Here is a 26,348-nt window from a genome sequence, read left to right as displayed (position 1 = left end):
GAAGTTCCGATCGACACCAATTGGCGCGGGGTGGAGCAGTCCGGTAGCTCGTCAGGCTCATAACCTGAAGGTCAGAGGTTCAAATCCTCTCCCCGCAACCAAAAAAACGCCCCAAAAAGCGCGCTCCGGCGGCCAAACAGACCCCGCACCAACGCCCAAGCTCTTGACCACAAAAGACAGAGAACGGATCGTCGCCGCATGCGACTGACCGTCTTTCTGTTCCTCTCAGTCTCCGCGCCGGCCCTGGCCGATCCGCTGCCCGCGCCGCTGGACGCCGCGGAGTTCCCGGAAGCCGAAATGACGGAGGTCGAGCTCGGACAGCTTCTCTTCTACGATCCGATCCTCTCGGGCAGCCGCGAGGTGTCTTGCGCGACGTGCCATCACCCGAATTTCGCGACCGGTGACGGCGTGTCGCTGGGCATAGGGGACGGCGGGAAAGGCCTGGGGCCCGAAAGGATCGCCAATCCGGACAATCCTCCCGAACAGCGCATCCCGCGCAATGCTACGGCCCTGTTCAACCTCGGCCACGACGATATCCGCGTGCTCTTCGCGGACGGCCGGATCGAGGAGGATCCAGACCGCCCGGCCGGATTTCGCACACCACTCGAAGACGAGATGGTCGCGGGGTTCGACGGGATCCTCTCGGCCCAGACCATGTTTCCCGTGCTGTCCCCTGACGAAATGGCCGGGCACTACCAGGAAAGTGAGATCTCCCTGGCGGTCCGTCAGGGTCGGCTTACCGGGGAGGGCGGGGCCTGGGACCTGATCGCCCAGCGGGTCGCGGCGATACCGGCCTACCAGCAAGCCTTCGAGGCGGCCTATCCGGAGATCGAAGCCGGGGCGGACATCGCCTTTACCGATATATCCAATGCGATCGCCGCCTTCATGGCTCATGAATGGCGCGCCGACGACAGCCCGTTCGACCGCCACCTGCGCGGGGAGGCGCCGCTGACCGGAGAGGCCGCGCGTGGGATGGAGCTCTTCTTCGGTGACGCCGGGTGTTCCGAGTGTCACGCCGGGCCGCTTCTGAGTGACCAGGAGTTTCACGCGATGGCGGTCCCGCAACTCGGTCCCGGGAAAGCCGAGCGTTTCGAAAGCCACCAGCGTGATATCGGGCGGATGCGGGTCACCGGACGAACGGAGGACGCCTACGCCTTCCGGACGCCGATGCTCCGCAACGTTGTCGAGACCGGTCCATGGGGCCACGCCGGCGGACATACCGACCTGCGCCGGTTCGTCCTCGATCACCTGGATCCCGCGGCGGCCCTCACGACCTATTCACAAGAAGCCAAACTTCCGACCCTCGACGGGATCAAGGGAGATTGGACGGTGATGACCTCAGCCGAGGATCGGGACGCGATCGCGGCGGCCGTCGGTGGCGATCCGGTTGCGCTCGGTGAGCAAGACATCGACGCCCTCATGGCCTTCCTGGCCGCACTGACCGACGAGGCCTCGCTTTCGGGTCGTCTCGGAATTCCGGATGCCGTTCCCTCGGGTCTTCCCGTCGAGCGGTAACCGGCGCGGCAGGCGTCACCTCGTCACCTGGTGGCTCCTGCCGGCTTCGAGACTTTGCCAGTCCGAGGTCTCACCGTCCGGCCAAATGATGCGGACCTCGGCCGACGTGGCCTCGCCAAGGCCGAAATGCACCGGTCCAGCCTGGCCGCCGACGTGACCGCCGCCGACCGTGACCTCCCGGGCCCGTACTTCGTCGCCGGCCTTCACTTCGACCCAGGCCCCGATGGCCCGGGTGTTGGGACCGGGCATCCGCGGCTCGACCGCCAGCCAGTTGCCGGTGGCCTCCGTCACGTTCTGCCAGACCTTGAGCGGCGCGCGGCGTGCGCTCACGATCAGGTCTAGCCGCCCGTCGCCGTCGAAATCCGCGAGCGCGCCGCCCCGGGAGCGGACCGGATCGGCGATACCGGCCTTGCCGCCCATCTCGCTGAAGCGACCGTCGGCTCCCTGCATGAGCAGGTTGTTCGGATCCGACATCGCGTTGGAGGGCATCTGGTCGACGTTCCCCTTCGCGATGAAGAGGTCGAGCCGTCGGTCGTTGTCCACGTCCCCGAACTCGGCGTGCCACCCGGTCGACGGTCGGCCGTCGTCTCCCTGGTAGGGCCTCTGGGCCGCGGCACCCACGTCGAAGGGCGCGTTGCGCATCGCGGTACCTTCGTTGATTTGGAGCAGTTGGTCGCCCATCGAGGTCAGCATGACCTCGGGCAGGCCGTCACCGGTGATGTCGGCCGAGGCGATGCCCATTCCCCAGAGCGACACCTTCTCCCAGCCATCCGCCTCGGTGCGAGGCTCGAGCGGATCGAGCCGCCACATCTCTTCGTATCCGCCGCGGATGTAGTAGTGACGGTCGTTTGAAATGCGCAGCTCGGGCGTGCCGCTTCTGCGCCAATCGGAGATGAGCATCGAGAGCGCGCACCACCCCGGTGCGATAACGTCCGGAGCTCCATAATCTTCGCCGTCCGGGCGGTAGAGGGCATTCTCGTCGCAGGCGCCAAAGGGCCCCTCCGGGTCCTCGCGGTCGACGTAGTTGCCGACGGCGAGCGTCGGGCGGACCTCGCCGGGCTCCCAGGTCGCGGAGAAGGCCGTCGACCAGGACTCGCCCCCGTCGAAGCCCCACTCGGCGCTGGCGTCGGAAAAGCCGCAATCTCCGTCGCCCTTCATCAGCCGGTTCGCGCCGACCCGCAGCACGGCGAGGTCGAGGTGGCCGTCGCCGTCGATGTCGAGCGGGTAGGCGCCGGTAACGGAGGCCTCACCCTCCGCGGCCAAGGTGAACCGGATCGGCGCCCCGGAGTCTTCCGTCGCGTTCACGAAGAGCCGCGCCGGTTCGGCGCCGCCTGCGGCAAACACGTCCGGCCGCGAGTCGCCGTTGCAGTCGAAGACAGCGACCCCGCCGCCGACGAAATGCTCCCACCCGCCGGAGTAGATGTGCTCCACGGGAAAGGCCTCAGGTCGCTGCGCGAATTTGACGCCATCGGCCCATGATGCGCTCGCAAATATGGTCAGGAATACACCTGCAAGGCCGCGAATGGTCATCGAAAATCCTCCCGAAGCATGCGCAGCCTAGCGAGGCTACGTCCGGCGGCAACCGTTGACAGCATGAGAACTTCGGCCATGATGTGGGCGGTTTGGCGCTAACATCGCCGGACAGAGTACATGATGCACTCTCAGGGAGGTTAAGAGAATGCTCAGAAGAACCTTGCTCGCCACCGCGCTGGCGGCGACCGCCGCCGTGCCCGCCTTTGCCCAAGATGGCCCCACCGTTGGCGTCAGCTGGTCCAACTTCCAGGAAGAGCGCTGGAAGACCGACGAAGCCGCGATCCAGGCCGCTCTCGAAGAGGCCGGCGCCGAATACATCTCGGCCGACGCGCAGTCGTCCTCGTCCAAGCAGCTGTCCGACGTCGAGTCGCTGATCAGCCAGGGCGCCGACGCGCTCATCATCCTCGCGCAGGACAGCCAGGCGATCATCCCCGCCGTCGAGCTTGCCGCCAACAACGGCATTCCGGTCGTGGGCTACGACCGCCTGATCGAGGACCCGCGCGCCTTCTACCTGACCTTCGACAACATCGAGGTCGGCCGGATGCAGGCACGCGCCGTTCTCGAGGCCCAGCCCGAGGGCAACTACGTCATGATCAAGGGCTCGCCGACCGACCCGAACGCGGACTTCCTCCGCGAAGGTCAGCAGGAAGTCCTGCAGGACGCCATCGACGCCGGTGACATCACCATCGTCGGCGAAGCCTACACCGACCAGTGGCTCCCCGCGAACGCGCAGCGGAACATGGAGCAGATCCTGACGGCGAACGACAACAACGTCGACGCTGTCGTCGCCTCCAACGACGGCACCGCCGGTGGCGCCGTCGCCGCTCTGGAAGCCCAGGGCATGGGCGGCATCCCGGTCTCCGGCCAGGACGGCGACACCGCCGCTCTGAACCGCATCGCCCAGGGCACGCAGACGGTCTCCGTCTGGAAGGACGCCCGGGACCTCGGCCGCCGCGCCGGCGAGATCGCCGTCTCGATGGCCAACGGCACCGAGATGTCCGAGATCGAGGGCGCCGAGCAGTGGACCTCCCCCGCCGGCACCGAACTGTGGGCCGAGTTCCTCGAGCCGGTTCCGGTCACGCAGGACAACCTCAACGTCGTGGTTGACGCCGGCTGGATCAGCCAGGAAGAGCTCTGCCAGGGTGTCGAGAACGGTCCCGCGCCCTGTAACTGATACTGAACCGACGGCGGGGTCCTGACTGACCTCGCCGCCACACCAGATCCGGGCGGCAAGAGCCGCCCGGTTCGTCTCTGACAGGGGATAGCCAAATGGCCGACGCCAGCGCATCGACGGGCCAGTCCCAGCGCAAGTCCTTCTTCCAGACGCTCGAACTCGATACCCGTCTTCTCGGCATGATCGGGGCCTTCGCCGTCGTCTGCATCATGTTCAACCTGCTGACGGACGGTCGCTTCCTGACCCCCCGCAACATCTTCAACCTGACGATCCAGACCGTCTCGGTCGCCATCATGGCGACGGGCATGGTCTTCGTCATCGTGACCCGGCACATCGACCTCTCGGTCGGTTCGCTCCTCGCCACCTGTTCGGCGATGATGGCGATGGCGCAGACGCAGGTCCTGCCGGGCATGGGATTCGAACTGAACAGCCCGATTATCGCTCCCATCGCCATCCTCGTCGGCGTCCTGACCGGCGCCATCGTCGGTGCGTTCCAGGGCTACATCATCGGCTACCTCGGCGTGCCCGCCTTCATCGTGACGCTCGGCGGTCTGCTGGTCTGGCGGAACGTGGCCTGGTACCTGACCACCGGTCAGACCATCGGCCCGCTCAACGACACCTTTACCCTGCTCGGCGGCATCTCCGGCACCATGGGCGAACTCGGCAGCTGGATACTCGGCGTGATCGCCGTAGTCGCCGCGGGCTTTGCCATCGTGTCTGCCCGCCGCGCGCGCATCCGGCACGAGTTCCCGGTCAAGCCGATGTGGGCCGAGTTCGCGCTCATGCTCGTGGCCGCCGTCCTGATCCTCGGCTTCGTCTGGATCCTCAACAGCTACGACGTGCCTTCGCGCGTTCTGGCCCAGAGGTTCGAGGCGTCCGGCACGACCATGCCGGAGGGCTACACCGAGGGCTACGGCGTGCCGTACTCCGTGCTGCTGCTGATCGCGGTCGCCGTGGTGATGACCATCGTCGCCCGCCGCACCCGCCTCGGCCGCTACATCTTCGCCACCGGCGGCAACCCCGACGCGGCAGAGCTTTCGGGCATCAACACCCGGCTGCTCACGGTCAAGGTCTTCGCCATCATGGGCGTGCTCTGCGCGCTCGCCGGTCTCGTCGCCTCGGCGCGCCTGTCGTTCCACTCCAACGACATCGGCACGCTGGACGAGCTTCGCGTCATCGCCGCGGCCGTTATCGGCGGCACGGCTCTCTCCGGCGGAATGGGCACGATCTACGGCGCCATCCTCGGCGCGCTGATCATGCAGTCCCTGCAGTCCGGCATGGCGATGGTCGGCGTCGACGCGCCGTTCCAGAACATCGTCGTGGGCGCGGTGCTGGTGCTCGCCGTCCTCGTGGACATCATCTACCGCAAGCGTACGGGAGCAGCCTGATGGTCGATCGCAGCGGAACCCCCCTCGTCGAAATGAAGGACATCTCGATCTCCTTCGGCGGCATCCGAGCGGTCGACCACGTTTCGATCGACCTCTACCCTGGCGAGGTGGTCGGCCTTCTGGGGCACAACGGCGCCGGCAAGTCGACGCTCATCAAGTGCCTCTCGGGCGCCTATCGCCAGGACGCGGGCGAGATCTTCGTCAATGGCGAGAAGGTCTCGATCGAGAACCCGCGCGACGCGCGCGACCACAACATCGAGACGATCTACCAGACGCTCGCGCTGGCCGATAACCTCGATGCCGCGTCGAACCTGTTCCTCGGGCGGGAGCTGACGACCCCGCTCGGCTTCGTGGATGACGCCGCGATGGAGGCGGAGACGCGCAAGATCTTCCAGCGCCTCAACCCCAACTTCCGCAAGTTCGCCGCGCCGGTCTCGGCGCTCTCCGGCGGCCAGCGGCAGTCGGTCGCCATCGCCCGGGCGGTCTACTTCCAGGCGAAGATCCTCATCATGGACGAGCCGACCGCCGCGCTCGGGCCGCAGGAAACGAGGATGGTGGCCGAGCTCATCCAGGAGCTGAAGCGCCAGGGCCTCGGTATCTTCCTCATCGACCACGACGTGCACCAGGTGAAGGAGCTCTGCGACCGGGCCGCCGTCATGAAGAACGGCGAGCTCATCGGTGTCGTGGACGTCGACCAGGTCAGCACCGACGACCTCCTGGCGATGATCATCGCCGGCAAGAAACCGGAGCATCTCGCGGCCTGACCGGCCGCGCGGTGCGCCAACGCGCAGGGGGGTCTCGGCTGGACTCCCCGCGCCTTCGGGCCTACCTCCCGCTCGTCATCATCGAAGGCCCGGAAGAATGTCCCCCATCGTCTCCGTCAAGGATCTGGTGAAGCGTTTCGACACCGGCTTCACCGCGCTCGACGGGGTGAACCTGGATATCGAGGAGGGCGAGATCATCGCGCTCCTCGGGCCGAACGGCGCCGGCAAGACGACCCTGATCTCGACGGTTTGCGGCATCGCAGTCCCCACCTCTGGCACGATCACCGTCGGCGGCTACGACAGCCAGACGGAATTCCGGCAGACGCGGTCGATGATCGGCCTCGTCCCCCAGGAGATCAACCTCGAGCCCTTCGAGAAGGTGATCAACACGGTCCGCTTTTCACGCGGGCTCTTCGGTATGCCGAAGAACGACGCCTACATCGAGAAGCTCCTTCACCAGCTGTCGCTGCACGAGAAGAAGGACGCCAAGATCAAGGAGCTGTCCGGAGGCATGAAGCGGCGCGTCCTGATCGCGAAGGCGCTGAGCCACGAGCCCAAGGTGCTGTTCCTGGACGAGCCCTCTGCCGGCGTCGACGTCGAGTTGCGCAAGGACATGTGGCACGTGGTGGCCGACCTGAAGAAGAACGGCACCACGATCATCCTGACGACGCACTACATCGAAGAGGCCGAGGCCATCGCCGACCGCATCGCGGTGATCTCGCGCGGCGAGATCAAGCTGGTCGAGGAGAAGACCGCCCTGATGACCCGGCTCGGCCGCAAGGAGCTGCGCGTCGAGCTCGACAACCCGATCGAGCAACTTCCGCCGGAACTTTCGGATCGCGGCCTCGAGCTCGCTCCGGACGGGCGCGCCGTGATCTATTCCTACGACACTCACGCCGACCGCACCGGGATCACGGCGTTGCTGAACGACATCCAGAAGGCCGGGCTCCAGATGTCCGACCTGCAGACCCGCCAGTCCTCGCTCGAGGAGATCTTCGTGGGTCTGGTGACCGAGGACCAGAAGCGATGAACCTGCACGCGATCAAGGCGATCTACCGCTTCGAGATGACGCGGTTCTTCCGCACGCTTCTCCAGAGCTTCATCTCTCCGGTGGTCTCGACCTCTCTCTACTTCGTCGTCTTCGGTGCCGCGATCGGCAGCCGGATCGACCAGGTCGAGGGCGTGAGCTACGGCGCCTTCATCGTGCCGGGGCTGATCATGCTGTCGGTCATGCAGCAGGCGACCTCGAACGGCAGCTTCGGCATCTACTTCCCGAAGTTCATCGGGACGATCTACGAGCACCTGTCGGCGCCCATCAACTTTCTCGAGATCACGCTGGGCTATGTCGGCGCGGCGGCGACAAAGGCCATGTTCATCGGCCTCGTCATCCTCGCCACGGCGAACTTCTTCGTCGATATCGAGATCCAGAACTGGCCGGCGATGCTCGCCTTCATGGTGTTGACCTGCGTGAGTTTCGCGCTGCTCGGATTCATCATCGGCATCTGGGCCAGTAACTTCGAGCAGCTCCAGCTGATCCCGCTTCTGGTAATCACGCCGCTCGTCTTCCTAGGCGGATCCTTCTACTCGATCTCCATGCTGCCGGAGAACTGGCAGACCGTCGCGCTCTTCAACCCGGTCGTCTACCTGATCTCGGGCTTCCGCTGGTCCTTCTTCGGCATGGCAGACGTGCCCATCGGCATCAGCCTGCTGGCCATCGCGACGTTCACCGGGCTCTGCCTCGCGGTGATCTGGTGGATCTTCCGCACCGGCTGGCGGCTGCGCCAGTAGAGCCCCCGATCCGGCTGACCCCGCGGCACGTCACGAGACCGTTCCGCAGTCACGACAGCAGCGCCGCGCGCCCTTGTTGCTCTGGGCCGCTCGGCCTATGTCAGGCGGCATGAGCCGGTTCAATCCATTCGTCCCGACGCAGCCGCGGGTTTCGGTCGTCAGGCTGCAGGGCGCCATCGGTATCGGCGCGCGCGGACTGGACGATGCAGGCCTCGCCCAGACGATCGAGAAAGCTTTTCGCGGCAAGCCCAAGGCGGTCGCTCTCCAGATCAGTTCTCCCGGCGGCTCGCCGGTCCAGAGCTCCCTGATCGGCGCGCGCATCCGCCGCCTCGCGGACGAAAAGAACGTTCCGGTCTACGCCTTCGTCGAGGACGTCGCCGCTTCGGGCGGCTACTGGCTCGCGGCCGCGGCCGACGAAATCTATGTCGACCCTTCGTCCATCGTCGGCTCGATCGGCGTGATCTCCGCGGGCTTCGGCCTGCACGAGCTGATCGGGCGCTACGGGATCGAGCGGCGCGTTCACACCGCCGGGGGCTCCAAGAGCTTCATGGACCCGTTCCGCCCGGAAAAGCCCGAGGATGTCGAGCGGCTCGACCGGATCCTCGAGCAAATACACGACGCCTTCAAATCCCACGTGACGACGCGGCGCGGGCCCAAGCTCGCCGACGACCCGGGGCTCTTCACCGGCGAGTTCTGGGTCGGCCAGACCGCGGTGGAGAAGGGCCTCGCCGACGGCGTCGGGCACCTCGTGCCGATGATGAAGGACCGTTACGGCAAGAAGACCACCTTCCGCCGCTTCGGTCCGCGCCGCTCGCTCTTCCAGCGGCTCGGAGCCCAGGCCACCGGGAGCGCCCTGGCCGAGCTCGAGGATCGGGCCGCATACGCAAGGTTCGGTCTCTGACGTGATCGTCAAGATCGTCACCCTCTTCCTGATCGGAATGGCCGTGCTCGCCATGTTCGGACGCCTGCGCATGCCGCGTCTGGGCCGGCCCAAGAAGTGCGCCGCCTGCGGCCGTCCCCGCATCGGCTCCGGCCCCTGTCCCTGTGGAAACGAAGACACATGATGCTCGATTGGATCTATGTTGGCCTGGGGTTGGTGATCCTGCTCCTGGCCGGCGACAGCCTCGTCAAGGGCGCGGTGAACCTCGCCCTCCGGCTGGGGATCCCGGCGCTGATCGTGTCGCTCACCGTGGTGGCCTTCGGAACCTCGGCGCCGGAGCTCCTGATCTCGGTGCAGGCCATCTGGGCCGGCGTCCCGGGGATCGCGCTCGGCAACGTCGTGGGCTCCAACACGGCCAACGTCCTGCTGGTACTCGGTGTGCCGGCGATCCTCGCCGTGATGCACACTTCTAAGTGTGACACGCGCGACAGCTACCTGCAGATGCTCGCCGCCACGGCCCTCTTCATCGTCATCTGCTTCCTCGGCCCGATCACATGGATCGATGGCCTGGTCCTGCTTGCTGCTTTGACCGCGATGCTGGTTCACGCAGCCCGCGCCGCCCGCGCTCACCGGCGCGAAGGCATCGCGGCGGCGGTCGAGCAGGAAGAGGAAGAAGAACTCGAAGGCGCCGATCCCAGCCTCGGCTGGCCGCGGATCCTGTTCTACCTCGCGCTGGGCCTCGTGGGCCTGCCGCTGGGCGCGGACCTCCTCGTGGACGGCTCGACGAGGATCGCCCGGACCTTCGGCGTGTCCGAGACGGTGATCGGTCTGTCCCTGGTAGCGGTCGGCACCTCGCTTCCGGAGCTCGCGACCACGGTCATGGCCGCGCTGCGCAAGCAGGCCGACGTGGCCTTCGGCAACGTCATCGGTTCCAACATGTTCAACCTGCTCGGCATCATCGGGGTCGCGTCCCTCGTCGGGCCGATCCCGGTCGAGCAGCGCTTCCTGACCGAGGACCTCTGGATCATGCTCGGCGCCTCGCTCATCCTCATTCCCTTCGTCTTCCTAGGTCGCGACATGGGCCGTGCCTGGGGCATCGCCTTCGTCCTGCTCTATCTTGGCTACATGGGACTGCTGCTGACATGACCCGGGCTCTCGTCACCGGAGGCGCCAAGCGCCTGGGCCGCGCGATGGCACTCTACCTGGCCGAACGCGGCTACGATGTCGTCGTGCACTACGGCGCCTCCGCCGAGGCCGCCGAGCAGACGGCTCAGGACATCCGCGACCTGGGACGGCGGGCGGCGGCGGTGCGGGCCGACCTCACCGTCGAGAGCGAGACGCAGGGCCTGATCCCCGCGGCGATGGAGGCGCTGGGCGGGCCGATCACCTGCCTCGTGAACAACGCCTCGATCTTCGAGTACGACACGCTCAAGAGCGCGACCCGGGACGGCTGGGACCGGCACATGGAGAGCAACCTCCGGGCGCCCTTCGTCCTCACGCAGGCGATGGCCGGGAATATCCCGGAGCCGAGCGACGACGAAAACGGCGAGCCGGTGGCGCAGGGTCTGGTCGTGAACCTGATAGATCAGAAAGTCCGCAAGCTCACGCCCGAGCACATGACCTACACGATCGCCAAGGCCGGGCTCTGGGCCTTCACCCGGACAGCAGCGCAATCCTTGGGCAAGCGCGTCCGCGTGAACGCCATCGGACCCGGGCCCACGCTACAGGGCGCGCGGCAGCCCGACGACCATTTCGCCGGGCAGCGGGCGGCGACGATCCTGGAGCGCGGGTCGAATCCGTCCGACATCTGCACCGCGTTGGGATTCTTCATCGATTCGCCGGCGGTTACCGGGCAACTTCTTTGCGTCGACGGCGGGCAGCACCTGATCTGGCAGACGGCCGACGAAATGGGCGTCGGATAGACGATCCGCGTCGACTTGTGCACCGCGCCGGCTGTCTATGGCATATGACATAGGGTTTTGGGCCGGTATGACGCTGTGGTCGCCATGCGAAAATAATATCTTTTGCAAACAACCAGTTATGATAGTGCTTAAAAATTAGTCAATGTAACGAAACGGTGAAAAACCAAGGAAAAATCCGACCTGACCAGAACTGTCCCACAGAGTTATCCCCAGAATTCGTGGATACCTTAACTCTTGCCCGCGTGACGCTACCATTGCAGCGCGGCCCGCGAATCGAAGCCCGTCGAGATGACCGAACAGCCCTCTGAAAATCGGACCGATTCGCCTCTCACGGGGCACCGGTGCATCCAGTCCTATCTACGCAATCTGGAGAGCTCTCCGGGCGTCTACCGCATGCTCGATAGCGAGAGCCGCGTGCTCTACGTCGGCAAGGCGCGGAATTTGAAGGCTCGTGTTTCGAGCTATGCCCGTCCGACCGGCCACTCGCCCCGGATCGCCCGGATGATCCGCGAGACGGCCTCGATGATGTTCCTGACGACGAGGACCGAGACCGAGGCCCTGCTGCTCGAGCAGAATCTCATCAAGCAGCTCAAGCCCAAGTTCAACGTGCTGCTGCGCGACGACAAATCCTTCCCGAACATCCTCGTCGCCAAGGACCACGACTACCCTCAGATCAAGAAGCACCGCGGCGCGAAGAAGGAAAAGGGCGACTACTACGGCCCCTTCGCCAGTGCAGGCGCCGTGAACCGGACTCTCAACCAGCTCCAGAAGGTCTTCCTGCTGCGCAATTGCTCGGACAGTGTTTTCGAGACCCGCACGCGTCCCTGCCTGCTCTACCAGATCAAGCGGTGCAGCGCCCCCTGCGTGGGACATATCTCGAAGGAGGACTACCGCTGGCTCGTGAAGGATGCCGAACGCTTCCTGAAGGGCTCGACGACCAAGGTCCAAGAGCAGCTCGCCGCGCAGATGCAGGAGGCCTCCGAGGCCATGGAGTTCGAGCGCGCCGCCGCCCTGCGCGACCGTATCCGCGCGCTGACCCAGGTGCAGAGTGCCCAGGGGATCAATCCGCAGACCACCGCCGAGGCCGACGTGATCGCGCTTCATACCGATGGCGGGCAGGCCTGCGTCCAGGTCTTCTTCATCCGCTCCAACCAGAACTGGGGCAATCACGACTACTATCCGCGCATCTCGGGCGACGAGGATCCGTCCGAGATCATGGAAGCCTTCATCGGCCAGTTCTACGCGAACCGCGAGCCGCCGCGCCTGCTGCTGCTATCGCACGGGCTCGACAACGCGGACCTGATGACGGAGGCCCTCTCCGAGAAGGCCGGCCGCAAGGTCGAAGTCACGGTGCCGCAACGCGGGGAAAAGGCCGAGATCGTCTCTTCCGCCCTCCGGAACGCCCGCGAGAGCCTTGCCCGCAAGATGTCGGAGACCGCCACGCAGGGGCGTCTGCTCCGCGGGCTGTCCGAGGCCTTCGACCTGCCCGACGTGCCCCAGCGGATCGAGGTCTACGACAACTCCCACATCATGGGCACCAACGCCGTGGGCGCCATGGTCGTCGCGGGGCCGGAGGGATTGGAGCGCAACCAGTTCCGCAAGTTCAACATCAAGGGAGAAGACCTCACGCCGGGCGACGACTTCGGCATGATGAAGGAAGTTCTCACCCGCCGGTTCAAACGCCTCCTGAAAGAGGACCCGGACCGGCAGTCCGGCACCTGGCCGGACCTCCTCCTGATCGACGGCGGGCAGGGGCAGGTCTCCGCCGTGCACGAGATCATGGCCGAACTGGGGGTCGAGGACATTCCCATGATCGGCGTCGCCAAGGGGATCGACCGCGACCTCGGCAAGGAAGAGTTCCACCGGCATGGCAAGCGCCCCATGGCCCTGCGCCACAACGACCCCGTGCTCTACTTCGTCCAGCGCCTGCGGGACGAGGCCCACCGCTTCGCCATTGGAACCCACCGTGCAAAGCGCGCGAAGTCGATGGCCGCGAACCCTCTGGACGACATCGCCGGCGTCGGTGCGACGCGCAAGCGCGCGCTGCTCGCCCACTTCGGCTCGGCCAAGGCCGTCGGCCGCGCCAATCTCGCCGATCTAAAGGCGGTGGACGGCATCTCCGAGGGGCTGGCAGAGAAGATCTACGCTCATTTCCATGAGGGCGGTTAGGGGTTTATCCGGTCGGGATCGCTGTGTTTCCCTTGCGAAAAGCGAAGGGAGATGCAGATGAAACCGATCCTTCTGACCGCGGCCCTGCTCGTCGCCGCTCCGGCGCTCGCGCAGTCCCCGCAGAGCTATCCCGATGGCAAGGGCGGAGAGGTCACGCTCCCGCTCGGCGACCTGTCCTTCGCCGACGAGGTGACCGGCTACGAGATGGGGGAGCCCTCTCCGATCGAGAGCGCACGCGATCCCGCCGCCGGCCTCGGCCCGCCGGACTATGCCGAACTCGGCGACGACCGGGCCCACATCACGCTCGGCTGCGAGGGCCGGGTGACCTACCGCTTCACCGACAATGCCCTCATCGACATCGAAGGCCCCGACCTGCACGTCTTCGAGGTCGGCGAGGACGTCGAGGGGACGCTCGTCGAGATCTCCCAGGACGGAGAACGCTGGATTCCCCTGGGCACCATCGAGGGCGGCCGCGCGGACGTGGACATTGCCGAGGCCGATGGTGTCGAACCCGGCGAGAGCTTCTCGCTCGTCCGCCTGATCGACGACGGAGTTCTCTGCCAGAACCGCTGGCCCGGGGCCGACATCGACGCGGTCGCCGCCATCGGCAGCGCCGAGCGGCTGGTGCTCGACGGTGCTGTCCTCTTTGCCTTCGACAGCGCGGACCTGACCGAGGCCGCCCGCACATCGCTCCGGGATCTCGTCGCGCCGCTGGGCGAGCGGGACATCGGCGCGATCCGCGTGGTGGGCCACACCGATGCCCAGGGTTCGGAGGCTTATAACCGGGACCTGTCGCAGGAGCGGGCCGAGGCCGTGCAGGACTGGCTCCGCACCGAGGCGAGCCTCGACACGCCCGTCACTGCCCGGGGCGCAGGGGAAGCCGAGCCCGTGGCGACCAACGACACCGAGGAGGGCCGCAGCCGCAACCGGCGGGTGGAAATCATCGTGGTTCCCGCCGGATGAGCCGCCGCCTTCTCCTGGCGGCGATCCTCGTCGCCGCCGGGCTGACGGCACTCGTCTTCTTCGGGCGGCCCACCGGGGTCACGCTCGTGGCGCGGCTGGCGCCGGGCGGCCCGGAAATTACAGAGAGTATCGATTGGCAGGTCGAAGGCCCGTCTGGTCCGACCGCCCAGGAAAGCGGTGCGGCTCACCGCTATCACACGCCCGCCGGACCGCTCACGGTCACGGGCAGTCTCGACGGGCGCGAGGTGATCCGGTCCGAAGTCCGCGCGCTCCGGGGGCGGGTGGAGCCGCGCATCTTCACCCTCGACGCCGCCTTGCTCCGGCTCGAGGTCCTGCGTGACCCCGGCGATCCGCTCCGTCTCACCGTGAGCAGCGTGGAACCCGGCTTCTCACGCACCGTTCACCCGGAGACCGGCACGCGGCTGCTGCTGCCGACGGGGGACTACAGGGTCGAGACCGCCGGCGTCTCCGCCGACATCGCACTGGAAGCCGGCGATATCCGCGACCTCACCCTCGACGCGCGGGACGAGTGACCGCCCTTCCCGCCGGGGCGCCATTGAGATAGGCCATCCCCATGCGCTGGACCCTACCCAACATCCTGACGATCCTCCGCCTCCTGGCCGCGCCGGGAGTCGCGCTCGTCTTCCTGTACTTCAACCGGCCCTTCGCCGACTGGGTGGCGCTGATCGTCTTCGCCAGCGTGGCGGCAACCGACTGGATCGACGGGCGGCTCGCCCGCGCCTGGGGCCTGGAAACCCGTTTCGGCGCGGCCATGGATCCCATCGCCGACAAGGCCATGGTCCTGATCGCCCTCGCGGTGATCCTGGGTTACACCGACATGTCCCCCTGGCTCGTCCTCCCCGCCGTGCTGATCATCTTCCGAGAGGTCTTCGTCAGCGGCCTGCGCGAGTACATCGGACCGGGCAAGACGACGCTCAAGGTCACCTGGCTCGCCAAGTGGAAGACGACCGCCCAGATGCTCGCCATCGCGGTGCTGTTCAGCCAGGGGATCTTCACGCATCATGAGGCGGCGCAGATGGCCGACGCCGCCGGGTGGGCCGGGATCGTCCTGCTCTGGATCGCCGCCATCCTGACGCTGATCACGGGCTACGACTACTTCCAGAAGTCCATGCCCTTCCTGAAGGAGCCGGAGTGATGGACGTCCTCTACTTCGCCTGGGTCCGCGAGCGGATCGGCCTGCCGAAGGAGCGGATCGAAACCCGTGCCCGAACCGTGGCCGAATTGGTCGAGGAGCTTCGCGCGAAGGAAGAGCGCTACGCCGCCGCCTTCGCCGACGTCTCCGCGCTGCGTGTCGCCATCGACCAGGAGCTGGCCGAGTTCGACGCCCCGATCGAGGGCGCGCGGGAGGTCGCCTTCTTCCCGCCGATGACGGGCGGCTGATGACCCGGGTCTCGGTCCAGACCGACGCTTTCGACGCAGGTGCCGAGCTCAACGCCTTTACTGTCCGCGCCGCGGGCGCGGGCGCCGTCGTCAGTTTCTCCGGCCTGGTGCGGGACGTGGATGGCGGGCTTCGTCACATGGAGATCGAGCACTACCCCGGCATGACCGGCCGCGCGATCGAGGAGATGGTCGAAACCGCCATCGACCGGTTCGCCCTGACCGAGGCGATGGTAATCCACCGCCACGGCCGCCTCGCTCCCGGCGAGTCCATCATGATGGTCGCGACCGCGGCGCCCCATCGGGCCGATGCCTTCGCCGCCGCCGAGTACCTCATGGACTACCTCAAGTCCCGCGCTCCGTTCTGGAAGAAGGAAGTGACCGACCGGGGCGAGGCCTGGGTCGAGTCGAAGGACGCCGACGAGGACGCGCTCTCTCGCTGGTAGGCCGCGCTCAGGCTGCCGTGCCCGCCATCGCGGCGCAGTCCTCGCGCCTCGGGCACTCGGTCACATGGTCGTTGACCAGCCCGCAGGCCTGCATCCAGGCATAGACGATGGTCGGCCCGCAGAACCGGAACCCGGCCTTCTTCAGGTCCTTCGACATCTGCGTCGAGAGCGGCGTAAAGGCCGGCACATCGGCCTGGCTTTCCCGGTCGGTCTGGATCGGCACACCGTCGACGTAGGACCAGCACCAATCGGAGAAGTCCTGCCCGAGCTCGCAGTAGGCCCGCGCGTTACCGATGGTCGCCTCGATCTTTCCGCGGTGACGGATGATCCCGGGATCGGCCAGCAGGCGCTCGACCTCGGGTTCGCTCCAGCCTGCGATGACCTCCGGCTCGAACCCGGCGAACGCGGCCCGGAAGTTGTCCCTGCGCTTGAGGATGGTGATCCAGCTCAGCCCTGCCTGGAAGCCGTCGAGGATCAGCTTCTCCCAGAGCGCCCGCGCGTCCCACTCGGGCACACCCCACTCCGTGTCGTGGTAGGCGATGTAGACGGGATCGGTCCCCGCCCAGGCGCAGCGCGTCATGTCAGTCTCCTGTCCCGGCCACGAAGCAGACTAGGCGCCCGGACCCGGCTCCGCCAGCCGTCCGGCCAACAGGTCATGTTGCGCGGGAAGGACTCAACGCTTACCACTTGAGGCAACGTCGGGGCGCAACCGTCCCGCGAACCGAATTGTCTGGAGGAGTCACCCATGACCGACGTCGTCATCGCATCCGCCGCCCGCACCGCCGTGGGCTCCTTCGGCGGCAGCTTCGCCACCACGCCCGCCCATGATCTCGGCGCCGCCGTGCTCGAGGCCATCGTCGAGCGGGCGGGCATCGACAAGGGCGAGGTCTCCGAGACGATCCTCGGCCAGGTCCTTACCGCCGCCCAGGGACAGAACCCGGCGCGCCAGGCCCACATCAACGCGGGCCTGCCCAAGGAAAGCGCCGCCTGGGGCATCAACCAGGTCTGCGGCTCCGGCCTGCGCGCCGTCGCGCTGGGCGCCCAGCACATCCTGCTCGGCGACGCCTCCATCGTCGCCGCCGGCGGGCAGGAGAACATGTCCATGGCGCCCCATGCCCAGAACCTGCGGCAGGGCCACAAGATGGGCGACGTCACCTACATCGACACGATGATCCGCGACGGTCTCTGGGACGCCTTCAACGGTTACCACATGGGCCAGACGGCCGAAAACGTGGCCGAGCAGTGGCAGATCACGCGCGAGCAGCAGGACGAGTTCGCGCTCGCCTCGCAGAACAAGGCCGAGGCGGCGCAGAACGCCGGGAAGTTCCAGGACGAGGTCATCCCCTTCACCGTCAAGCACCGCAAGGGCGAGACCGTTGTCGACAAGGACGAGTACATCCGCCACGGCGCGACCATCGACAACATGCAGAAGCTGCGCCCCGCCTTCGCCAAGGACGGCTCCGTTACCGCCGGCAACGCCTCCGGGATCAACGACGGCGCTGCCGGCGTCCTGCTCATGTCCGCCGCCGAGGCCGAGAAGCGCGGGATCGAGCCCATGGGCCGGATCGCCGCCTACGCCACGGCCGGCCTCGACCCCTCGATCATGGGCGTCGGCCCGATCCACGCCTCCCGCAAGGCGCTGGAGAAGGCCGGCTGGAGCGTCGACGATCTCGACCTGATCGAGGCCAACGAGGCCTTCGCCGCCCAGGCCTGCGCGGTGAACAAGGATATGGGCTGGGATCCCGACAAGGTGAACGTGAACGGCGGGGCCATCGCCATCGGCCACCCCATCGGCGCCTCCGGAGCCCGGGTCCTCAACACCCTGCTCTTCGAGATGAAGCGGCGCGACGCCAAGAAGGGACTTGCCACGCTCTGCATCGGCGGCGGCATGGGCGTCGCCCTCTGCATCGAACGCTGAGCCCACCGCGACCCGGCCCGAAACGGCCGGGTCTCTTCTTTCCCGAGCCGGAGCCGCCATGTCCCGAGAGAGTCCCTTCGACCAGCTCGTCTTTTCCGGCGGCGGACTCAGATGCTTCTGGCAGGGCGGTTTCGTCGACGTCGTGCGCGACGAGATCGGGCTCGATCCGAAGCGGATCGCCTCGGTCTCCGGCGGCGCGCTCTCGGCGGCGGGCTTCATCTGCCGCCGGGGGAAGATGGTCCTCGACGTGATGATGGAGCGCTTCGCCGAGGCCGACAGCAACATCGCCTGGGACACCTACGAAACCGACGGCATGACGCCGCACCAGCGGATCTACCGCGAGGTCGTGGAGCGGGTCATCGACGTGGAGGCCCGGCAGATCATCTCCGACGGGCCCTCCTACCAGGTTCTCATCGGCCACCCGCCCTCGCACGGCTGGTCCAAGGCCACGGGCACCGCGGCGACGCTCGCCTACGAGGCCGAGCTGCACACGGTTTCCTCACCGCACATGAGCCTGCCGGAGAAATTCGGCGTCTCGGCCAGCCTCGTCGACGCCCGTGAAGCCGCCCGCGAAGGGACCCTCACCGATCTCATCTGCGCCGCCGCGACGATCCCGCCGGTCTTCGACCCGCCGATGTGGCACGGCAAGCCGGTCATCGACGGCGGAATGTTCGACCAGGCGCCCTTCCCGGATCCGGACGAGGGCCGGACACTCATCATGCTCACCCGCCGCTACCGGAACGTTCCGGAGGCGGAGGGACGGGTCTACCTGCCGCCGGAGCAGGCCTGCCCCGCAGACAAGATCGACTTCACCGACCCCGAAAAGCTGCGCGCCACCTGGGCCTGCGGCGAGGAGGACGGGCGCCGGTGGCTGAAGGACCGGAACTGACTCAGGAGGAGGAACAGATGGGACGTGTCGCACTGGTGACGGGAGGCAGCCGCGGCATCGGCGCTGCGATCTCGACGGCGCTCAAGGCCGAGGGGTACGAGGTCGCGGCGAGTTACGCCGGCAACACCGAGAAGGCCGAGGCTTTCTCCGCCGAGACGGGCATCAAGACCTACAAGTGGAACGTCGCCGACTACGAGGAGAGCAAGGCCGGCATCGCCCAGGTCGAGGCGGACCTCGGCCCGATCGAGGTCGTGGTGGCCAACGCCGGGATCACCCGGGACGCGCCATTCCACAAGATGACCCCCGAGAAGTGGCACGAGGTGATCGACACCAACCTCACCGGTGTCTTCAACACGATCCACCCGATCTGGCCCGGCATGCGCGAGCGCGGTTTCGGCCGGGTCATTGTGATCTCGTCGATCAACGGCCAGAAGGGCCAGTTCGGCCAGGCCAACTACGCCGCAACCAAGGCCGGCGACCTTGGCCTGGTCAAGACGCTAGCGCAGGAAGGCGCGGCCAAGGGGATCACCGCCAACGCGGTCTGCCCGGGCTACATCGCCACCGAGATGGTCATGGCCGTCCCGGAGAAGGTGCGCGAGTCGATCATCGCCCAGATCCCGGCCGGCCGCCTCGGCGAGCCCGAGGAAATCGCGCGTTGCGTGACGTTCCTCGCCTCCGACGACGCCGGCTTCATGAACGGCTCGACCCTGACGGCGAACGGCGGCCAGTTCTTCGTCTGACCTTCATCTAGCGGGAAATACCGCGGGGGGAGTCTGCGTCAGCAGACCGGGGGGCAGAGCCCCCCGACCGCTCGGGCCCGCCACCGGCGGGGCCGAGCGACACCTGCGCGGCCGTCAGGCCGCTCCGACAGGCAACACGCCTCAGTTGGCGAGACGGTTGATCTCTTCCTTGATCTGAAGCTTCTGCTTCTTCATCCGAGCGATCTCGAGCGCGTCGGACGATGGGCTGCGGTGGGCGTGTTCCACCGCGTCGGAGAGGTTCTTGTGCTTCTTCCTCAGTTCCTCGAGATGCGAACTCAGGCTCATGGAGCGTCTCCTCTCTGGCTATGTCCCGGCCGACCTGGATGTGTCAGCCGCATGACAACTGCATCACAGTTTCCCCGACCTGTCACGCTGCGCGGCAGCGGCGGCAGGGACACGGCAATGAGATGCCGAAATGATTGAGGAATTCTTAAGCCCAGATGTCGAGAGGCGCGCCATCCCGCAGAACGGCCGCCACGGGCGGAGAATAGTCCTCGCCGTCCCTCTCGTGCGACGCGGCGGCGTGCAGGACCAGCGGCGGCGCCAGCCGGAACCGGGCGCGGCCGCCCTTTTTCGCAGAGAGAAGAAAGAGATGCGCAGCCCGGCCGTCGCGCGGGGCGAGCGGCACCACGGTCACCGAGCCCAGCCGGTCGTCGAGGAGCGCCAGGATCTCGGGCAGTCTCTCGATTCGCTGGATCATCACCAGCCGACCCTTCGGCGCGAGGCGCCGGACCCCCGCGTCGATCCAGGTGGTAGCGGGGGTCGCTCCCCGAAGGGCGGTGTCCCGCCCGGCATCGGCGGAGCCGGTCCCGAGCGCCGGATCGAAGTATGGCGGGTTCATCATCACGAGGTCGAAGCTGCGCTGCCTGAGCGCCTTCGGCATGTGCGCGAGGTCGGCTTCGACGACCTCCAGCGCCAGCCCGGTCTCCTCGGCGTTCCGGTGGGCGAGGGCGGCGTAGTCCGGCTGGATCTCGACCCCCGTGACATGCAGCCCCGGCACCCGCGCCGCCAGGCATAGCGCCGCGGCCCCCACGCCGCAGCCCAGTTCGAGCACCGCCTGGCCGGCCTCCGCCGGGACGGCAGCCGCGAGCAGAACGGCATCCACGCCGGCCCTGTAGCCCCGCCGCGGCTGCCAGAGATGCAGCCGCCCGCCGAGGAAGGCGTCGCGGGTGGCCCCCTCGGGATCAGCGGCCGAGGTCGACATCGTTGTCGAGGAGAACGCGCTCAGCCCGGTAGAGGTCGTCCGTACGAACCATCAACCGACGCGGCAAAATGCCGATGGACCCTTCGAGGACGCTCATGTTTACGTCCATTTCGAAGCAGTCTATATCCTCGCCGCCCAGAAGGGCCTTGGCGAAGGCGATGACGGTCGGGTCGGTGGTGCGCAGAAGCTCCCTCATTCGTCCGACCTATGCACGCCGCGCCGACTTGTCCATCGGAGCCGCATGTCAGGGAGCGCCATGAGCCTGGATCACGCCGCCACGAAGCCGCACGACCGTCTGGCCGAGGCCCTCAGCGCCGAGATGGCCGAGGTCAATGCGCTCATCCGAACGCGGATGGCCTCCGAACACGCGCCGCGCATTCCCGAGGTCACCGCGCATCTGGTCGAGGCGGGGGGCAAGCGCCTGCGCCCCATGCTCACGCTCGCCGCGGCGAAGCTCTGCGGCTACGACGGGCCCTACCACGTCCACCTCGCCGCGACGGTGGAGTTCATCCACACCGCGACGCTCCTCCACGATGACGTCGTCGACGAGAGTGAGCAGCGCCGGGGCCGGCCCACCGCCAACCTTCTCTGGGACAACCAGTCCTCGGTGCTCGTGGGGGACTACCTCTTCGCGCGGTCTTTCCAGCTCATGGTCGAGACCGGTAACCTGCGCGTGCTCGACATCCTGTCGAACGCCGCGGCCACCATCGCCGAGGGCGAGGTCCTGCAGCTCACCGCGGCCCGCAATCTCGCCACGACCGAGGAGACCTACCTCAAGGTGGTGCGCGGCAAGACCGCCGCGCTCTTCTCCGCCGCGACCGAGGCCGGCGCCGTAATCGCGGATCGGGACGAGACCGTGGTGACCGCGCTGCGCGACTACGGCGACGCGCTGGGCATCGCCTTCCAGATCGTCGACGACTGGCTCGACTACGGCGGCACCAGCGCTACCGGCAAGAATATCGGCGACGATTTCCGCGAGCGGAAGCTGACGCTGCCGCTCATCAAGGCGGTGGCGAAGGCCGATGACGAAGAGCGCGCCTTCTGGCGCAAGACCATCGAGAAGGGGGACCAGGCGCCCTCGGACCTGCATCACGCGCTCGACCTGATCCACCGCCACGGTACGCTGGCCGAGACCAAGTCCGACGCAACCCGCTGGGCCGAGCGGGCGAAACAGGCGCTCGAGGAGGTGCCCGCGCATCCGCTCCGCGACATGCTGCGGGATCTCGCGGACTACGTCGTCGCGCGGATGAGCTAGCTCAGCATCCCGGGCTTGAGGAACGGAGCCGGGGCCACCCACCAGCCCATCTCCGAAACCTGGATCGCGCGGGCCGCGCGGCGTGCATGGTCCATGTCCTTGACCAGCCCGACGCAGGTCGCGCCGGACCCCGACATGACAACCTGCTTGACCAGGGGCTGACGCTGCAGCTTGTCGAGCGCCCGGCTTATCTCGGGCGCGATGCCCTTCGCCGCCTCGGTCATGTCGTTGCGCTGTCGGCCGAGCCAGGCGCAGAAGCCCTCGAAGTCCAGCCCCTCGGGCAGGCCCTCCATCGGCGGGTTGTTCTTCGCCGCCATGGTCTCGAAGACCTTGGCCGTAGGCACCGGGGTCTTGGGGTTCACCAGGATCATCGCGAAGTCGGGCAGGCCGGTCACGGGCGCGAGCCGGTCACCGATCCCGGTCATCCTCAGCGCGTCCGGTGCGGCGTAGCAGGCCGGCACATCGGCCCCCAGCGAGGCCAGGAGCGGGTCGTCCCGTGCCGGCGCAGGCACGTCCCAGAGCTTGGCCAGCAGGTGCAGGAGGGCGGCGGCATCCGACGATCCGCTCCCCAGTCCCGCGCCGTGGGGCAGGGCCTTGTCCACGGTCAGCGCGGCGCCGAGCGTGATCCCGTGCTTCTCCTGCAGCGCCGCGGCGGCCTGCATCATCAGGTTGCGGCCGTCGCTCGGGACGCCTTCGGCGAAGGGGCCGGTGACCTGAAGGCTCATCTCCGTCGCGGGGCGCGCGGTGATCTGGTCGCCGATCCCGGCGAAGACGACGAGACTGTCGAGATCGTGATAGCCACCGGCCCGCTGGCCGGTGACGTGCAGAGTGAGATTGACCTTGGCGGGCGCCGTTACCCGCAGGGGCGCACCCGGTCTATTGGCGATCACCATGAGCCACCTGAACCGTTTCGTCCGGTGTCAGGGTCTGGGCCATCGGGAGCCCCTCCGCAAGTTTACGGCGGATCTCCTCGGCGAAAGCCTGCTCAGGCTCGAAGCTGAGCGCCCGGCGCCACTGGAAGCGAGCCTCCATCCGGCGGCCCACCGCCCAGTAGGCATCGCCCAGGTGATCGACGATCACCGCCCGCATCGGATCGAGCTCCGCGGCACGCTCCAAGGCCGTGACCGCCTCCTTGTGGCGGCCCAGGCGATAGAGCACCCAGCCCAGGGAATCCGTGATGCGGCCGTCATCGGGGCGAGCCTCGGAGGCGGCCCGGACCAGCTCCAGCGCCTCCTCCAGCTTCTCGCCGCGCTCGACCAGCGAATAGCCGAGGTAGTTCATCACCTGCGGCTCGCCCGGCTCCAGACGGAGCGCGGCGCGGAACTGCGCCTCGGCCTCCGGCCAGCGACCCAGTTCGTTGAGCGTCACACCGCGGGTGTAGTGGACGAACCACTTGCCCTGACCGGCGTCGTCATAGAGCTCCAGTGCCCGGGCATACTGGGCGTCGGCCTCGTCGTAACGGTCCATCTGGCGCAGCACGTCGCCCAGTGTCGCGCGGATCACGGCGGTCTCGTGCGTGTCGCAGAGGCGGGTCAGCAGCTCGACTGCCTGCTCGCGCTCGCCCGACTTGCGGAGCGCCTCCGCCTGGCCGAGGGCCGCCGCATGGTAGAGCGGCTCTTCCGGCTCGATCTGGGCGTAGGCCGCTCCGGCGAGCCCGTGACGGCCGAGGTCGTCCAGCAGAGCAGCGGTCTGGAGAACAGCCTGTTCGTGCCCCGGCGAGAGATGCGTCGCGAGGCGGTAGAAGAGCAGGGTGTAGCTGTCCTCGACCTGCCCATCTATCGCCTGTCCGACCGTGAAATAGGCCTCTCCAAGCCCCTCCGCCGCCGTGCCGGCGATGCTCCGTGCCGGAGCGGTCTTGTTCGAAAGCAGCCGGTGAAGCGCGAGCAGTTCGGCGTCGTAGCGCCCGCCGAAGGTCACCTCCATGAGTTCGACCGCCTCCTCGAAGCGGCCCATGCGGCCGAGCCCTTCGGCCCGGAGCAGGATCGAACTGCGGGTGCGCGGCAGCCCGTCGGCAGGCGAGAGCGAGAGGATCGCCTCCGCGCCCGCATCGTCGCCGAGGACCGAGAGCGCCAGCGCCTTGTGGAAGAGGCCGTAGCCCGCGAGCCCCTCGGTCGCGGCGACATTGTCGAAGGCCGCCTCGGCGCTTGCACGGTCGCCCTGTCCGACAGAAGCCCAGCCGCGGGCCAGTCCGTCCAGAAGCGGGCCGATGCTCCGGCCGCTGTCGAGCCCGGCAAGAAGCGCGTCCCAGTCGCCCTGCAGGGCCTCCTCGGCCTGCGCCGCCATCCCGGCCACATGGCTCGTGTAGCCCGCGGCCTGCGCCGAGAGGCTGACTCGCGCCGCGCGCTCGTATTCGCCGATGGTCAGATAGGCGGCGACCGTGTTCTCCAGCAGGACCGGCTGACCCGGATCGCGCGAGAGGGCGGTGCGGAAGTAGTCCGCCGCCGCGACGTAGTCGGCGCTGTTCGAGGCGAGCCGCCCCGCGAGGTAGGCACCGGCGGTCCCGTCGGCCGGTGCCTGAGTGGCTGTCGACAGGGCGAGCACCGCCGCCCCGCTCAGCCGCATTATCCTGCTGCGCATGTCCGTTTCCCTGCACTGTCCCGGCCACGAGCCTAGTGGGACAGATGCGCGTCGGGCAATCGGGAAGCCGATCACATTTGACCGTCCCGGCGCATTCTTGCGCAATATTCAGGCGAACGCGGCGTCGGAACGCTACATGTTGGGATAATTCGGCCCGTCACCGCCCTGCGGGGTGGTCCAGACGATGTTCTGCGCCGGGTCCTTGATGTCGCAGGTCTTGCAGTGGACGCAGTTCTGGAAATTGATCTGGAAGCGGACGTCCTCGCCCTCACCGACGAATTCGTAAACGCCTGCAGGGCAGTAGCGGCTAGAGGGGCCGGCGTACTGCTTCCAGTCCACCTGTACCGGGATCGAATCGTCGATCGTCTTGAGGTGCGACGGCTGGTTCTCCTCGTGATTCGTCATCGAGTAGCTGACGTTGGTCAGCCGGTCGAAGGAGAGCTTGCCGTCGGGCTTGGGATAGTCGATCGGCTTGTGCTTCGACGCGGGCTCGGTCGCCTCGTGGTCGGCCTTGCCGTGCTTGAGCGTGCCCAGCACCGAGAGGCCCGCGATGTTGTTCGTCCACATGTCGAGCCCGCCGAGGCCCAGCGAGGCCGTCAGGCCGTAGCGGGACCAGAGCGGTTTCACGTTGCGCACACGCTTGAGGTCCTTGGCCACCGGTCCGGATTTCAGGGCGTTGTCGTACTCGGTGAGCGTATCGCCCTCGCGGCCGGAATCGATGGCGGCATGGGCCGCCTCGGCCGCATGCATTCCCGACCACATCGCGTTGTGGTTGCCCTTGATGCGCGGGACGTTGACCAGCCCGGCCGAGCAGCCCAGCAGGCAGCCGCCCGGGAAGGCGGTCTGCGGGATCGACTGCCAGCCGCCCTCGCTGATCGCGCGGGCCCCGTAGGCCACGCGCTTCCCGCCTTCCAGCAGTTCCGCAACCATCGGGTGATGTTTGAACCGCTGAAACTCCATGTAGGGGAAGATGTAGGGGTTGCTGTAGTTCAGGTGGACGACGAAGCCCACGTAGACCTGGTTGTTGTCGAGGTGGTAGATGAACGACCCACCGCCGGCATTCTTGCCCAGCGGCCAGCCCATGGTGTGGGTGACCCGTCCCTCGCGGTGCTTCTCGGGATCGATCTCCCAGATCTCCTTCATCCCGAGGCCGTACTTCTGCGTGTCGCAGTCCTTGTCGAGCCCGTGCTTCGCGATGACCTGCTTCGACAGGTGCCCGCGCACGCCCTCGGAGAGGAAGACGTACTTGCCGTGCAGCTCCATGCCCGGCTCGTAGTTCGGTCCCGGCGTCCCGTCCGCCGAGAGGCCCATCTCGCCCGCGACGACGCCCTTCACGTTGCCCGCCTCGTCCCAGACGAGCTCCGAGCAGGCCATGCCGGGGAAGATCTCGACCCCGAGCGCCTCGGCCTGCTCCGCCATCCAGCGGCAGACATTGCCCATGGAGACGATGTAGTTGCCGTGGTTGTTCATCAGCGGCGGCATGGCGAAGTTGGGGATCCGCATCTTGCCGCTCTCGCCCAGCAGGTAGAACTGGTCCTCCTTGACCGGCACCGTGATCGGGGCGCCCTGCGCTTTCCAGTCGGGCAGAAGCGTGTCCAGCGCGGAGGGATCGAGCACCGCGCCCGAGAGGATATGCGCGCCGACCTCGGAGCCCTTTTCCAGCACCACAACCTCGCGGGAGGGGTCGAGCTGCTTCAGCCGGATGGCGGCGGAGAGGCCTGCCGGGCCCGCGCCGACGATGACGACGTCATATTGCATGGCTTCGCGTTCGATCTCGGCCATAGGCCCTCCCGGTCTCATGCGC

General features: G+C 67.3%; 28 protein-coding genes and 1 tRNA gene. 21 read left to right on the top strand and 8 right to left on the bottom strand.

Features of this window, described 5'->3' with window-relative positions; genetic code table 11:
* Window positions 1-24 precede the first annotated feature (24 nt).
* Both F3S47_RS18600 and F3S47_RS18595 read left to right on the top strand, forming a co-directional pair.
* A tRNA-Met gene (locus F3S47_RS18600) sits at window positions 25-101 on the top strand.
* 97 nt (window positions 102-198) lie between these two features.
* Window positions 199-1,515: a cytochrome-c peroxidase gene (locus F3S47_RS18595; protein WP_150446817.1), complete on the top strand. Its 1,317-nt coding sequence runs from the start codon at window positions 199-201 to the stop codon at window positions 1,513-1,515.
* Window positions 1,516-1,530: 15 nt separating this feature from the next.
* Here the strand turns inward: F3S47_RS18595 and F3S47_RS18590 are convergent, their stop codons facing one another.
* Window positions 1,531-3,045: a CRTAC1 family protein gene (locus F3S47_RS18590; RefSeq protein WP_150446816.1), complete on the bottom strand. Its 1,515-nt coding sequence runs from the start codon at window positions 3,043-3,045 to the stop codon at window positions 1,531-1,533.
* A gap of 148 nt (window positions 3,046-3,193) precedes the next feature.
* On the opposite strand from F3S47_RS18590, the gene xylF reads away from it, so the two are divergent.
* From xylF to F3S47_RS18520, 15 genes are all read left to right on the top strand, one after another.
* Entirely contained in the window at window positions 3,194-4,222 is a 1,029-nt protein-coding gene (gene xylF, locus F3S47_RS18585) for a D-xylose ABC transporter substrate-binding protein (protein WP_150446815.1), read from the top strand.
* Between the two features lie 95 nt (window positions 4,223-4,317).
* Window positions 4,318-5,610 carry a sugar ABC transporter permease gene (locus F3S47_RS18580; protein ID WP_150446814.1) on the top strand — a complete coding sequence of 431 codons (1,293 nt, stop codon included), beginning with the start codon at window positions 4,318-4,320 and terminating at the stop codon, window positions 5,608-5,610.
* The gene (locus F3S47_RS18575; protein WP_150446813.1) at window positions 5,610-6,374 is read left to right on the top strand and encodes an ATP-binding cassette domain-containing protein; all 765 of its coding nucleotides are present in this window, start codon (window positions 5,610-5,612) and stop codon (window positions 6,372-6,374) included. The genes F3S47_RS18580 and F3S47_RS18575 overlap by 1 nt, the downstream gene beginning before the upstream one ends.
* Before the next feature lie 97 nt (window positions 6,375-6,471).
* Window positions 6,472-7,404: an ABC transporter ATP-binding protein gene (locus F3S47_RS18570; protein ID WP_150446812.1), complete on the top strand. Its 933-nt coding sequence runs from the start codon at window positions 6,472-6,474 to the stop codon at window positions 7,402-7,404.
* Complete coding sequence (locus F3S47_RS18565) at window positions 7,401-8,162, top strand: ABC transporter permease (protein WP_150446811.1); 762 nt, start codon at window positions 7,401-7,403, stop codon at window positions 8,160-8,162. Before F3S47_RS18570 ends, F3S47_RS18565 begins: the two co-directional genes overlap by 4 nt.
* Window positions 8,163-8,271: 109 nt before the next feature.
* Entirely contained in the window at window positions 8,272-9,063 is a 792-nt protein-coding gene (locus F3S47_RS18560) for a S49 family peptidase (RefSeq protein ID WP_150446810.1), read from the top strand.
* 1 nt (window position 9,064) lies between these two features.
* Window positions 9,065-9,226 (top strand): hypothetical protein, encoded by a 162-nt coding sequence (locus tag F3S47_RS19490; RefSeq protein WP_191090243.1) that lies wholly within the window; start codon window positions 9,065-9,067, stop codon window positions 9,224-9,226.
* Entirely contained in the window at window positions 9,223-10,188 is a 966-nt protein-coding gene (locus tag F3S47_RS18555; protein ID WP_150446809.1) for a calcium/sodium antiporter, read from the top strand. Before F3S47_RS19490 ends, F3S47_RS18555 begins: the two co-directional genes overlap by 4 nt.
* Entirely contained in the window at window positions 10,185-10,964 is a 780-nt protein-coding gene (locus tag F3S47_RS18550; protein WP_150446808.1) for an SDR family oxidoreductase, read from the top strand. Before F3S47_RS18555 ends, F3S47_RS18550 begins: the two co-directional genes overlap by 4 nt.
* A gap of 288 nt (window positions 10,965-11,252) precedes the next feature.
* Window positions 11,253-13,133, top strand: coding sequence for an excinuclease ABC subunit UvrC (gene uvrC / locus F3S47_RS18545; RefSeq protein WP_150446807.1), 1,881 nt, complete (start codon window positions 11,253-11,255; stop codon window positions 13,131-13,133).
* Window positions 13,134-13,190: 57 nt separating this feature from the next.
* On the top strand, window positions 13,191-14,096 hold the full coding sequence (locus F3S47_RS18540) for an OmpA family protein (protein WP_191090242.1): 906 nt from the start codon (window positions 13,191-13,193) through the stop codon (window positions 14,094-14,096).
* Window positions 14,093-14,629 carry a hypothetical protein gene (locus F3S47_RS18535; RefSeq protein ID WP_150446805.1) on the top strand — a complete coding sequence of 179 codons (537 nt, stop codon included), beginning with the start codon at window positions 14,093-14,095 and terminating at the stop codon, window positions 14,627-14,629. The genes F3S47_RS18540 and F3S47_RS18535 overlap by 4 nt, the downstream gene beginning before the upstream one ends.
* 41 nt (window positions 14,630-14,670) lie before the next feature.
* Window positions 14,671-15,252, top strand: coding sequence for a CDP-diacylglycerol--glycerol-3-phosphate 3-phosphatidyltransferase (gene pgsA / locus F3S47_RS18530; RefSeq protein WP_150446804.1), 582 nt, complete (start codon window positions 14,671-14,673; stop codon window positions 15,250-15,252).
* On the top strand, window positions 15,252-15,497 hold the full coding sequence (gene moaD, locus F3S47_RS18525) for a molybdopterin converting factor subunit 1 (RefSeq protein ID WP_150446803.1): 246 nt from the start codon (window positions 15,252-15,254) through the stop codon (window positions 15,495-15,497). Before pgsA ends, moaD begins: the two co-directional genes overlap by 1 nt.
* Window positions 15,497-15,940, top strand: a complete 444-nt coding sequence (locus F3S47_RS18520) for a molybdenum cofactor biosynthesis protein MoaE (protein ID WP_150446802.1) — start codon at window positions 15,497-15,499, stop codon at window positions 15,938-15,940. Before moaD ends, F3S47_RS18520 begins: the two co-directional genes overlap by 1 nt.
* Window positions 15,941-15,947: 7 nt before the next feature.
* Here F3S47_RS18520 and F3S47_RS18515 read toward each other — a convergent pair whose 3' ends face one another.
* Window positions 15,948-16,520, bottom strand: coding sequence for a DNA-3-methyladenine glycosylase I (locus F3S47_RS18515; RefSeq protein WP_150446801.1), 573 nt, complete (start codon window positions 16,518-16,520; stop codon window positions 15,948-15,950).
* A 165-nt stretch (window positions 16,521-16,685) separates the two neighbouring features.
* On the opposite strand from F3S47_RS18515, the gene F3S47_RS18510 reads away from it, so the two are divergent.
* The 3 genes from F3S47_RS18510 to phbB are packed head-to-tail and all read left to right on the top strand — an operon-like array spanning window position 16,686 to window position 19,487.
* Window positions 16,686-17,858 (top strand): acetyl-CoA C-acetyltransferase, encoded by a 1,173-nt coding sequence (locus tag F3S47_RS18510; RefSeq protein ID WP_150446800.1) that lies wholly within the window; start codon window positions 16,686-16,688, stop codon window positions 17,856-17,858.
* Window positions 17,859-17,916: 58 nt separating this feature from the next.
* On the top strand, window positions 17,917-18,747 hold the full coding sequence (locus tag F3S47_RS18505; RefSeq protein WP_150446799.1) for a patatin-like phospholipase family protein: 831 nt from the start codon (window positions 17,917-17,919) through the stop codon (window positions 18,745-18,747).
* 17 nt (window positions 18,748-18,764) lie between these two features.
* Entirely contained in the window at window positions 18,765-19,487 is a 723-nt protein-coding gene (gene phbB / locus F3S47_RS18500) for an acetoacetyl-CoA reductase (RefSeq protein ID WP_150446798.1), read from the top strand.
* Window positions 19,488-19,628: 141 nt separating this feature from the next.
* Here the strand turns inward: phbB and F3S47_RS18495 are convergent, their stop codons facing one another.
* From F3S47_RS18495 to F3S47_RS18485, 3 genes are all read right to left on the bottom strand, one after another.
* The gene (locus tag F3S47_RS18495; RefSeq protein ID WP_150446797.1) at window positions 19,629-19,793 is read right to left on the bottom strand and encodes a YdcH family protein; all 165 of its coding nucleotides are present in this window, start codon (window positions 19,791-19,793) and stop codon (window positions 19,629-19,631) included.
* A gap of 145 nt (window positions 19,794-19,938) precedes the next feature.
* Entirely contained in the window at window positions 19,939-20,712 is a 774-nt protein-coding gene (locus F3S47_RS18490; RefSeq protein ID WP_150446796.1) for a tRNA1(Val) (adenine(37)-N6)-methyltransferase, read from the bottom strand.
* Window positions 20,693-20,908, bottom strand: coding sequence for a putative signal transducing protein (locus tag F3S47_RS18485; RefSeq protein WP_150446795.1), 216 nt, complete (start codon window positions 20,906-20,908; stop codon window positions 20,693-20,695). Before F3S47_RS18485 ends, F3S47_RS18490 begins: the two co-directional genes overlap by 20 nt.
* A 60-nt stretch (window positions 20,909-20,968) precedes the next feature.
* Between F3S47_RS18485 and F3S47_RS18480 the strand changes: the two genes are divergently transcribed.
* Window positions 20,969-21,967 carry a polyprenyl synthetase family protein gene (locus F3S47_RS18480; RefSeq protein ID WP_150446794.1) on the top strand — a complete coding sequence of 333 codons (999 nt, stop codon included), beginning with the start codon at window positions 20,969-20,971 and terminating at the stop codon, window positions 21,965-21,967.
* On the opposite strand, the gene F3S47_RS18475 is transcribed toward F3S47_RS18480, so the two are convergent.
* The 3 genes from F3S47_RS18475 to F3S47_RS18465 all read right to left on the bottom strand — a co-directional run bounded on the left by F3S47_RS18475 (window position 21,964) and on the right by F3S47_RS18465 (window position 26,326).
* Window positions 21,964-22,860 (bottom strand): 4-(cytidine 5'-diphospho)-2-C-methyl-D-erythritol kinase, encoded by an 897-nt coding sequence (locus tag F3S47_RS18475; protein ID WP_150446793.1) that lies wholly within the window; start codon window positions 22,858-22,860, stop codon window positions 21,964-21,966. The genes F3S47_RS18480 and F3S47_RS18475 overlap by 4 nt on opposite strands.
* Window positions 22,844-24,544 (bottom strand): tetratricopeptide repeat protein, encoded by a 1,701-nt coding sequence (locus F3S47_RS18470; RefSeq protein ID WP_150446792.1) that lies wholly within the window; start codon window positions 24,542-24,544, stop codon window positions 22,844-22,846. The genes F3S47_RS18475 and F3S47_RS18470 overlap by 17 nt, the downstream gene beginning before the upstream one ends.
* Window positions 24,545-24,676: 132 nt before the next feature.
* Window positions 24,677-26,326 (bottom strand): electron transfer flavoprotein-ubiquinone oxidoreductase, encoded by a 1,650-nt coding sequence (locus F3S47_RS18465; RefSeq protein ID WP_150446791.1) that lies wholly within the window; start codon window positions 26,324-26,326, stop codon window positions 24,677-24,679.
* Between the last annotated feature and the right edge of the window lie 22 nt (window positions 26,327-26,348).

Origin of the sequence: Histidinibacterium aquaticum (assembly GCF_008710275.1) — a bacterium.
GTDB lineage: Bacteria > Pseudomonadota > Alphaproteobacteria > Rhodobacterales > Rhodobacteraceae > Oceanicola > Oceanicola aquaticus.
The sequence above is the reverse complement of the archived record's forward strand: the minus strand, read 5'-3'. Positions and strand labels throughout refer to the sequence as shown.

Coding starts and splice junctions, on each gene's coding strand:
- F3S47_RS18540 (WP_191090242.1), top strand. CDS start 13,191: ATGAAACCGATCCTTCTGACCGCGGCCCTGCTCGTCGCCGCTCCGGCG.
- F3S47_RS18595 (WP_150446817.1), top strand. CDS start 199: ATGCGACTGACCGTCTTTCTGTTCCTCTCAGTCTCCGCGCCGGCCCTG.
- F3S47_RS18495 (WP_150446797.1), bottom strand. CDS start 19,793: ATGAGCCTGAGTTCGCATCTCGAGGAACTGAGGAAGAAGCACAAGAAC.
- F3S47_RS18470 (WP_150446792.1), bottom strand. CDS start 24,544: ATGCGCAGCAGGATAATGCGGCTGAGCGGGGCGGCGGTGCTCGCCCTG.
- F3S47_RS18575 (WP_150446813.1), top strand. CDS start 5,610: ATGGTCGATCGCAGCGGAACCCCCCTCGTCGAAATGAAGGACATCTCG.
- F3S47_RS18480 (WP_150446794.1), top strand. CDS start 20,969: ATGAGCCTGGATCACGCCGCCACGAAGCCGCACGACCGTCTGGCCGAG.
- pgsA (WP_150446804.1), top strand. CDS start 14,671: ATGCGCTGGACCCTACCCAACATCCTGACGATCCTCCGCCTCCTGGCC.
- F3S47_RS18565 (WP_150446811.1), top strand. CDS start 7,401: ATGAACCTGCACGCGATCAAGGCGATCTACCGCTTCGAGATGACGCGG.
- moaD (WP_150446803.1), top strand. CDS start 15,252: ATGGACGTCCTCTACTTCGCCTGGGTCCGCGAGCGGATCGGCCTGCCG.
- xylF (WP_150446815.1), top strand. CDS start 3,194: ATGCTCAGAAGAACCTTGCTCGCCACCGCGCTGGCGGCGACCGCCGCC.
- F3S47_RS18590 (WP_150446816.1), bottom strand. CDS start 3,045: ATGACCATTCGCGGCCTTGCAGGTGTATTCCTGACCATATTTGCGAGC.
- F3S47_RS18570 (WP_150446812.1), top strand. CDS start 6,472: ATGTCCCCCATCGTCTCCGTCAAGGATCTGGTGAAGCGTTTCGACACC.
- F3S47_RS18465 (WP_150446791.1), bottom strand. CDS start 26,326: ATGGCCGAGATCGAACGCGAAGCCATGCAATATGACGTCGTCATCGTC.
- F3S47_RS18475 (WP_150446793.1), bottom strand. CDS start 22,860: ATGGTGATCGCCAATAGACCGGGTGCGCCCCTGCGGGTAACGGCGCCC.
- F3S47_RS18485 (WP_150446795.1), bottom strand. CDS start 20,908: ATGAGGGAGCTTCTGCGCACCACCGACCCGACCGTCATCGCCTTCGCC.
- F3S47_RS18560 (WP_150446810.1), top strand. CDS start 8,272: ATGAGCCGGTTCAATCCATTCGTCCCGACGCAGCCGCGGGTTTCGGTC.
- F3S47_RS18520 (WP_150446802.1), top strand. CDS start 15,497: ATGACCCGGGTCTCGGTCCAGACCGACGCTTTCGACGCAGGTGCCGAG.
- F3S47_RS18490 (WP_150446796.1), bottom strand. CDS start 20,712: ATGTCGACCTCGGCCGCTGATCCCGAGGGGGCCACCCGCGACGCCTTC.
- F3S47_RS18510 (WP_150446800.1), top strand. CDS start 16,686: ATGACCGACGTCGTCATCGCATCCGCCGCCCGCACCGCCGTGGGCTCC.
- F3S47_RS18580 (WP_150446814.1), top strand. CDS start 4,318: ATGGCCGACGCCAGCGCATCGACGGGCCAGTCCCAGCGCAAGTCCTTC.
- F3S47_RS18505 (WP_150446799.1), top strand. CDS start 17,917: ATGTCCCGAGAGAGTCCCTTCGACCAGCTCGTCTTTTCCGGCGGCGGA.
- phbB (WP_150446798.1), top strand. CDS start 18,765: ATGGGACGTGTCGCACTGGTGACGGGAGGCAGCCGCGGCATCGGCGCT.
- F3S47_RS18535 (WP_150446805.1), top strand. CDS start 14,093: ATGAGCCGCCGCCTTCTCCTGGCGGCGATCCTCGTCGCCGCCGGGCTG.
- F3S47_RS18555 (WP_150446809.1), top strand. CDS start 9,223: ATGATGCTCGATTGGATCTATGTTGGCCTGGGGTTGGTGATCCTGCTC.
- F3S47_RS18515 (WP_150446801.1), bottom strand. CDS start 16,520: ATGACGCGCTGCGCCTGGGCGGGGACCGATCCCGTCTACATCGCCTAC.
- F3S47_RS18550 (WP_150446808.1), top strand. CDS start 10,185: ATGACCCGGGCTCTCGTCACCGGAGGCGCCAAGCGCCTGGGCCGCGCG.
- uvrC (WP_150446807.1), top strand. CDS start 11,253: ATGACCGAACAGCCCTCTGAAAATCGGACCGATTCGCCTCTCACGGGG.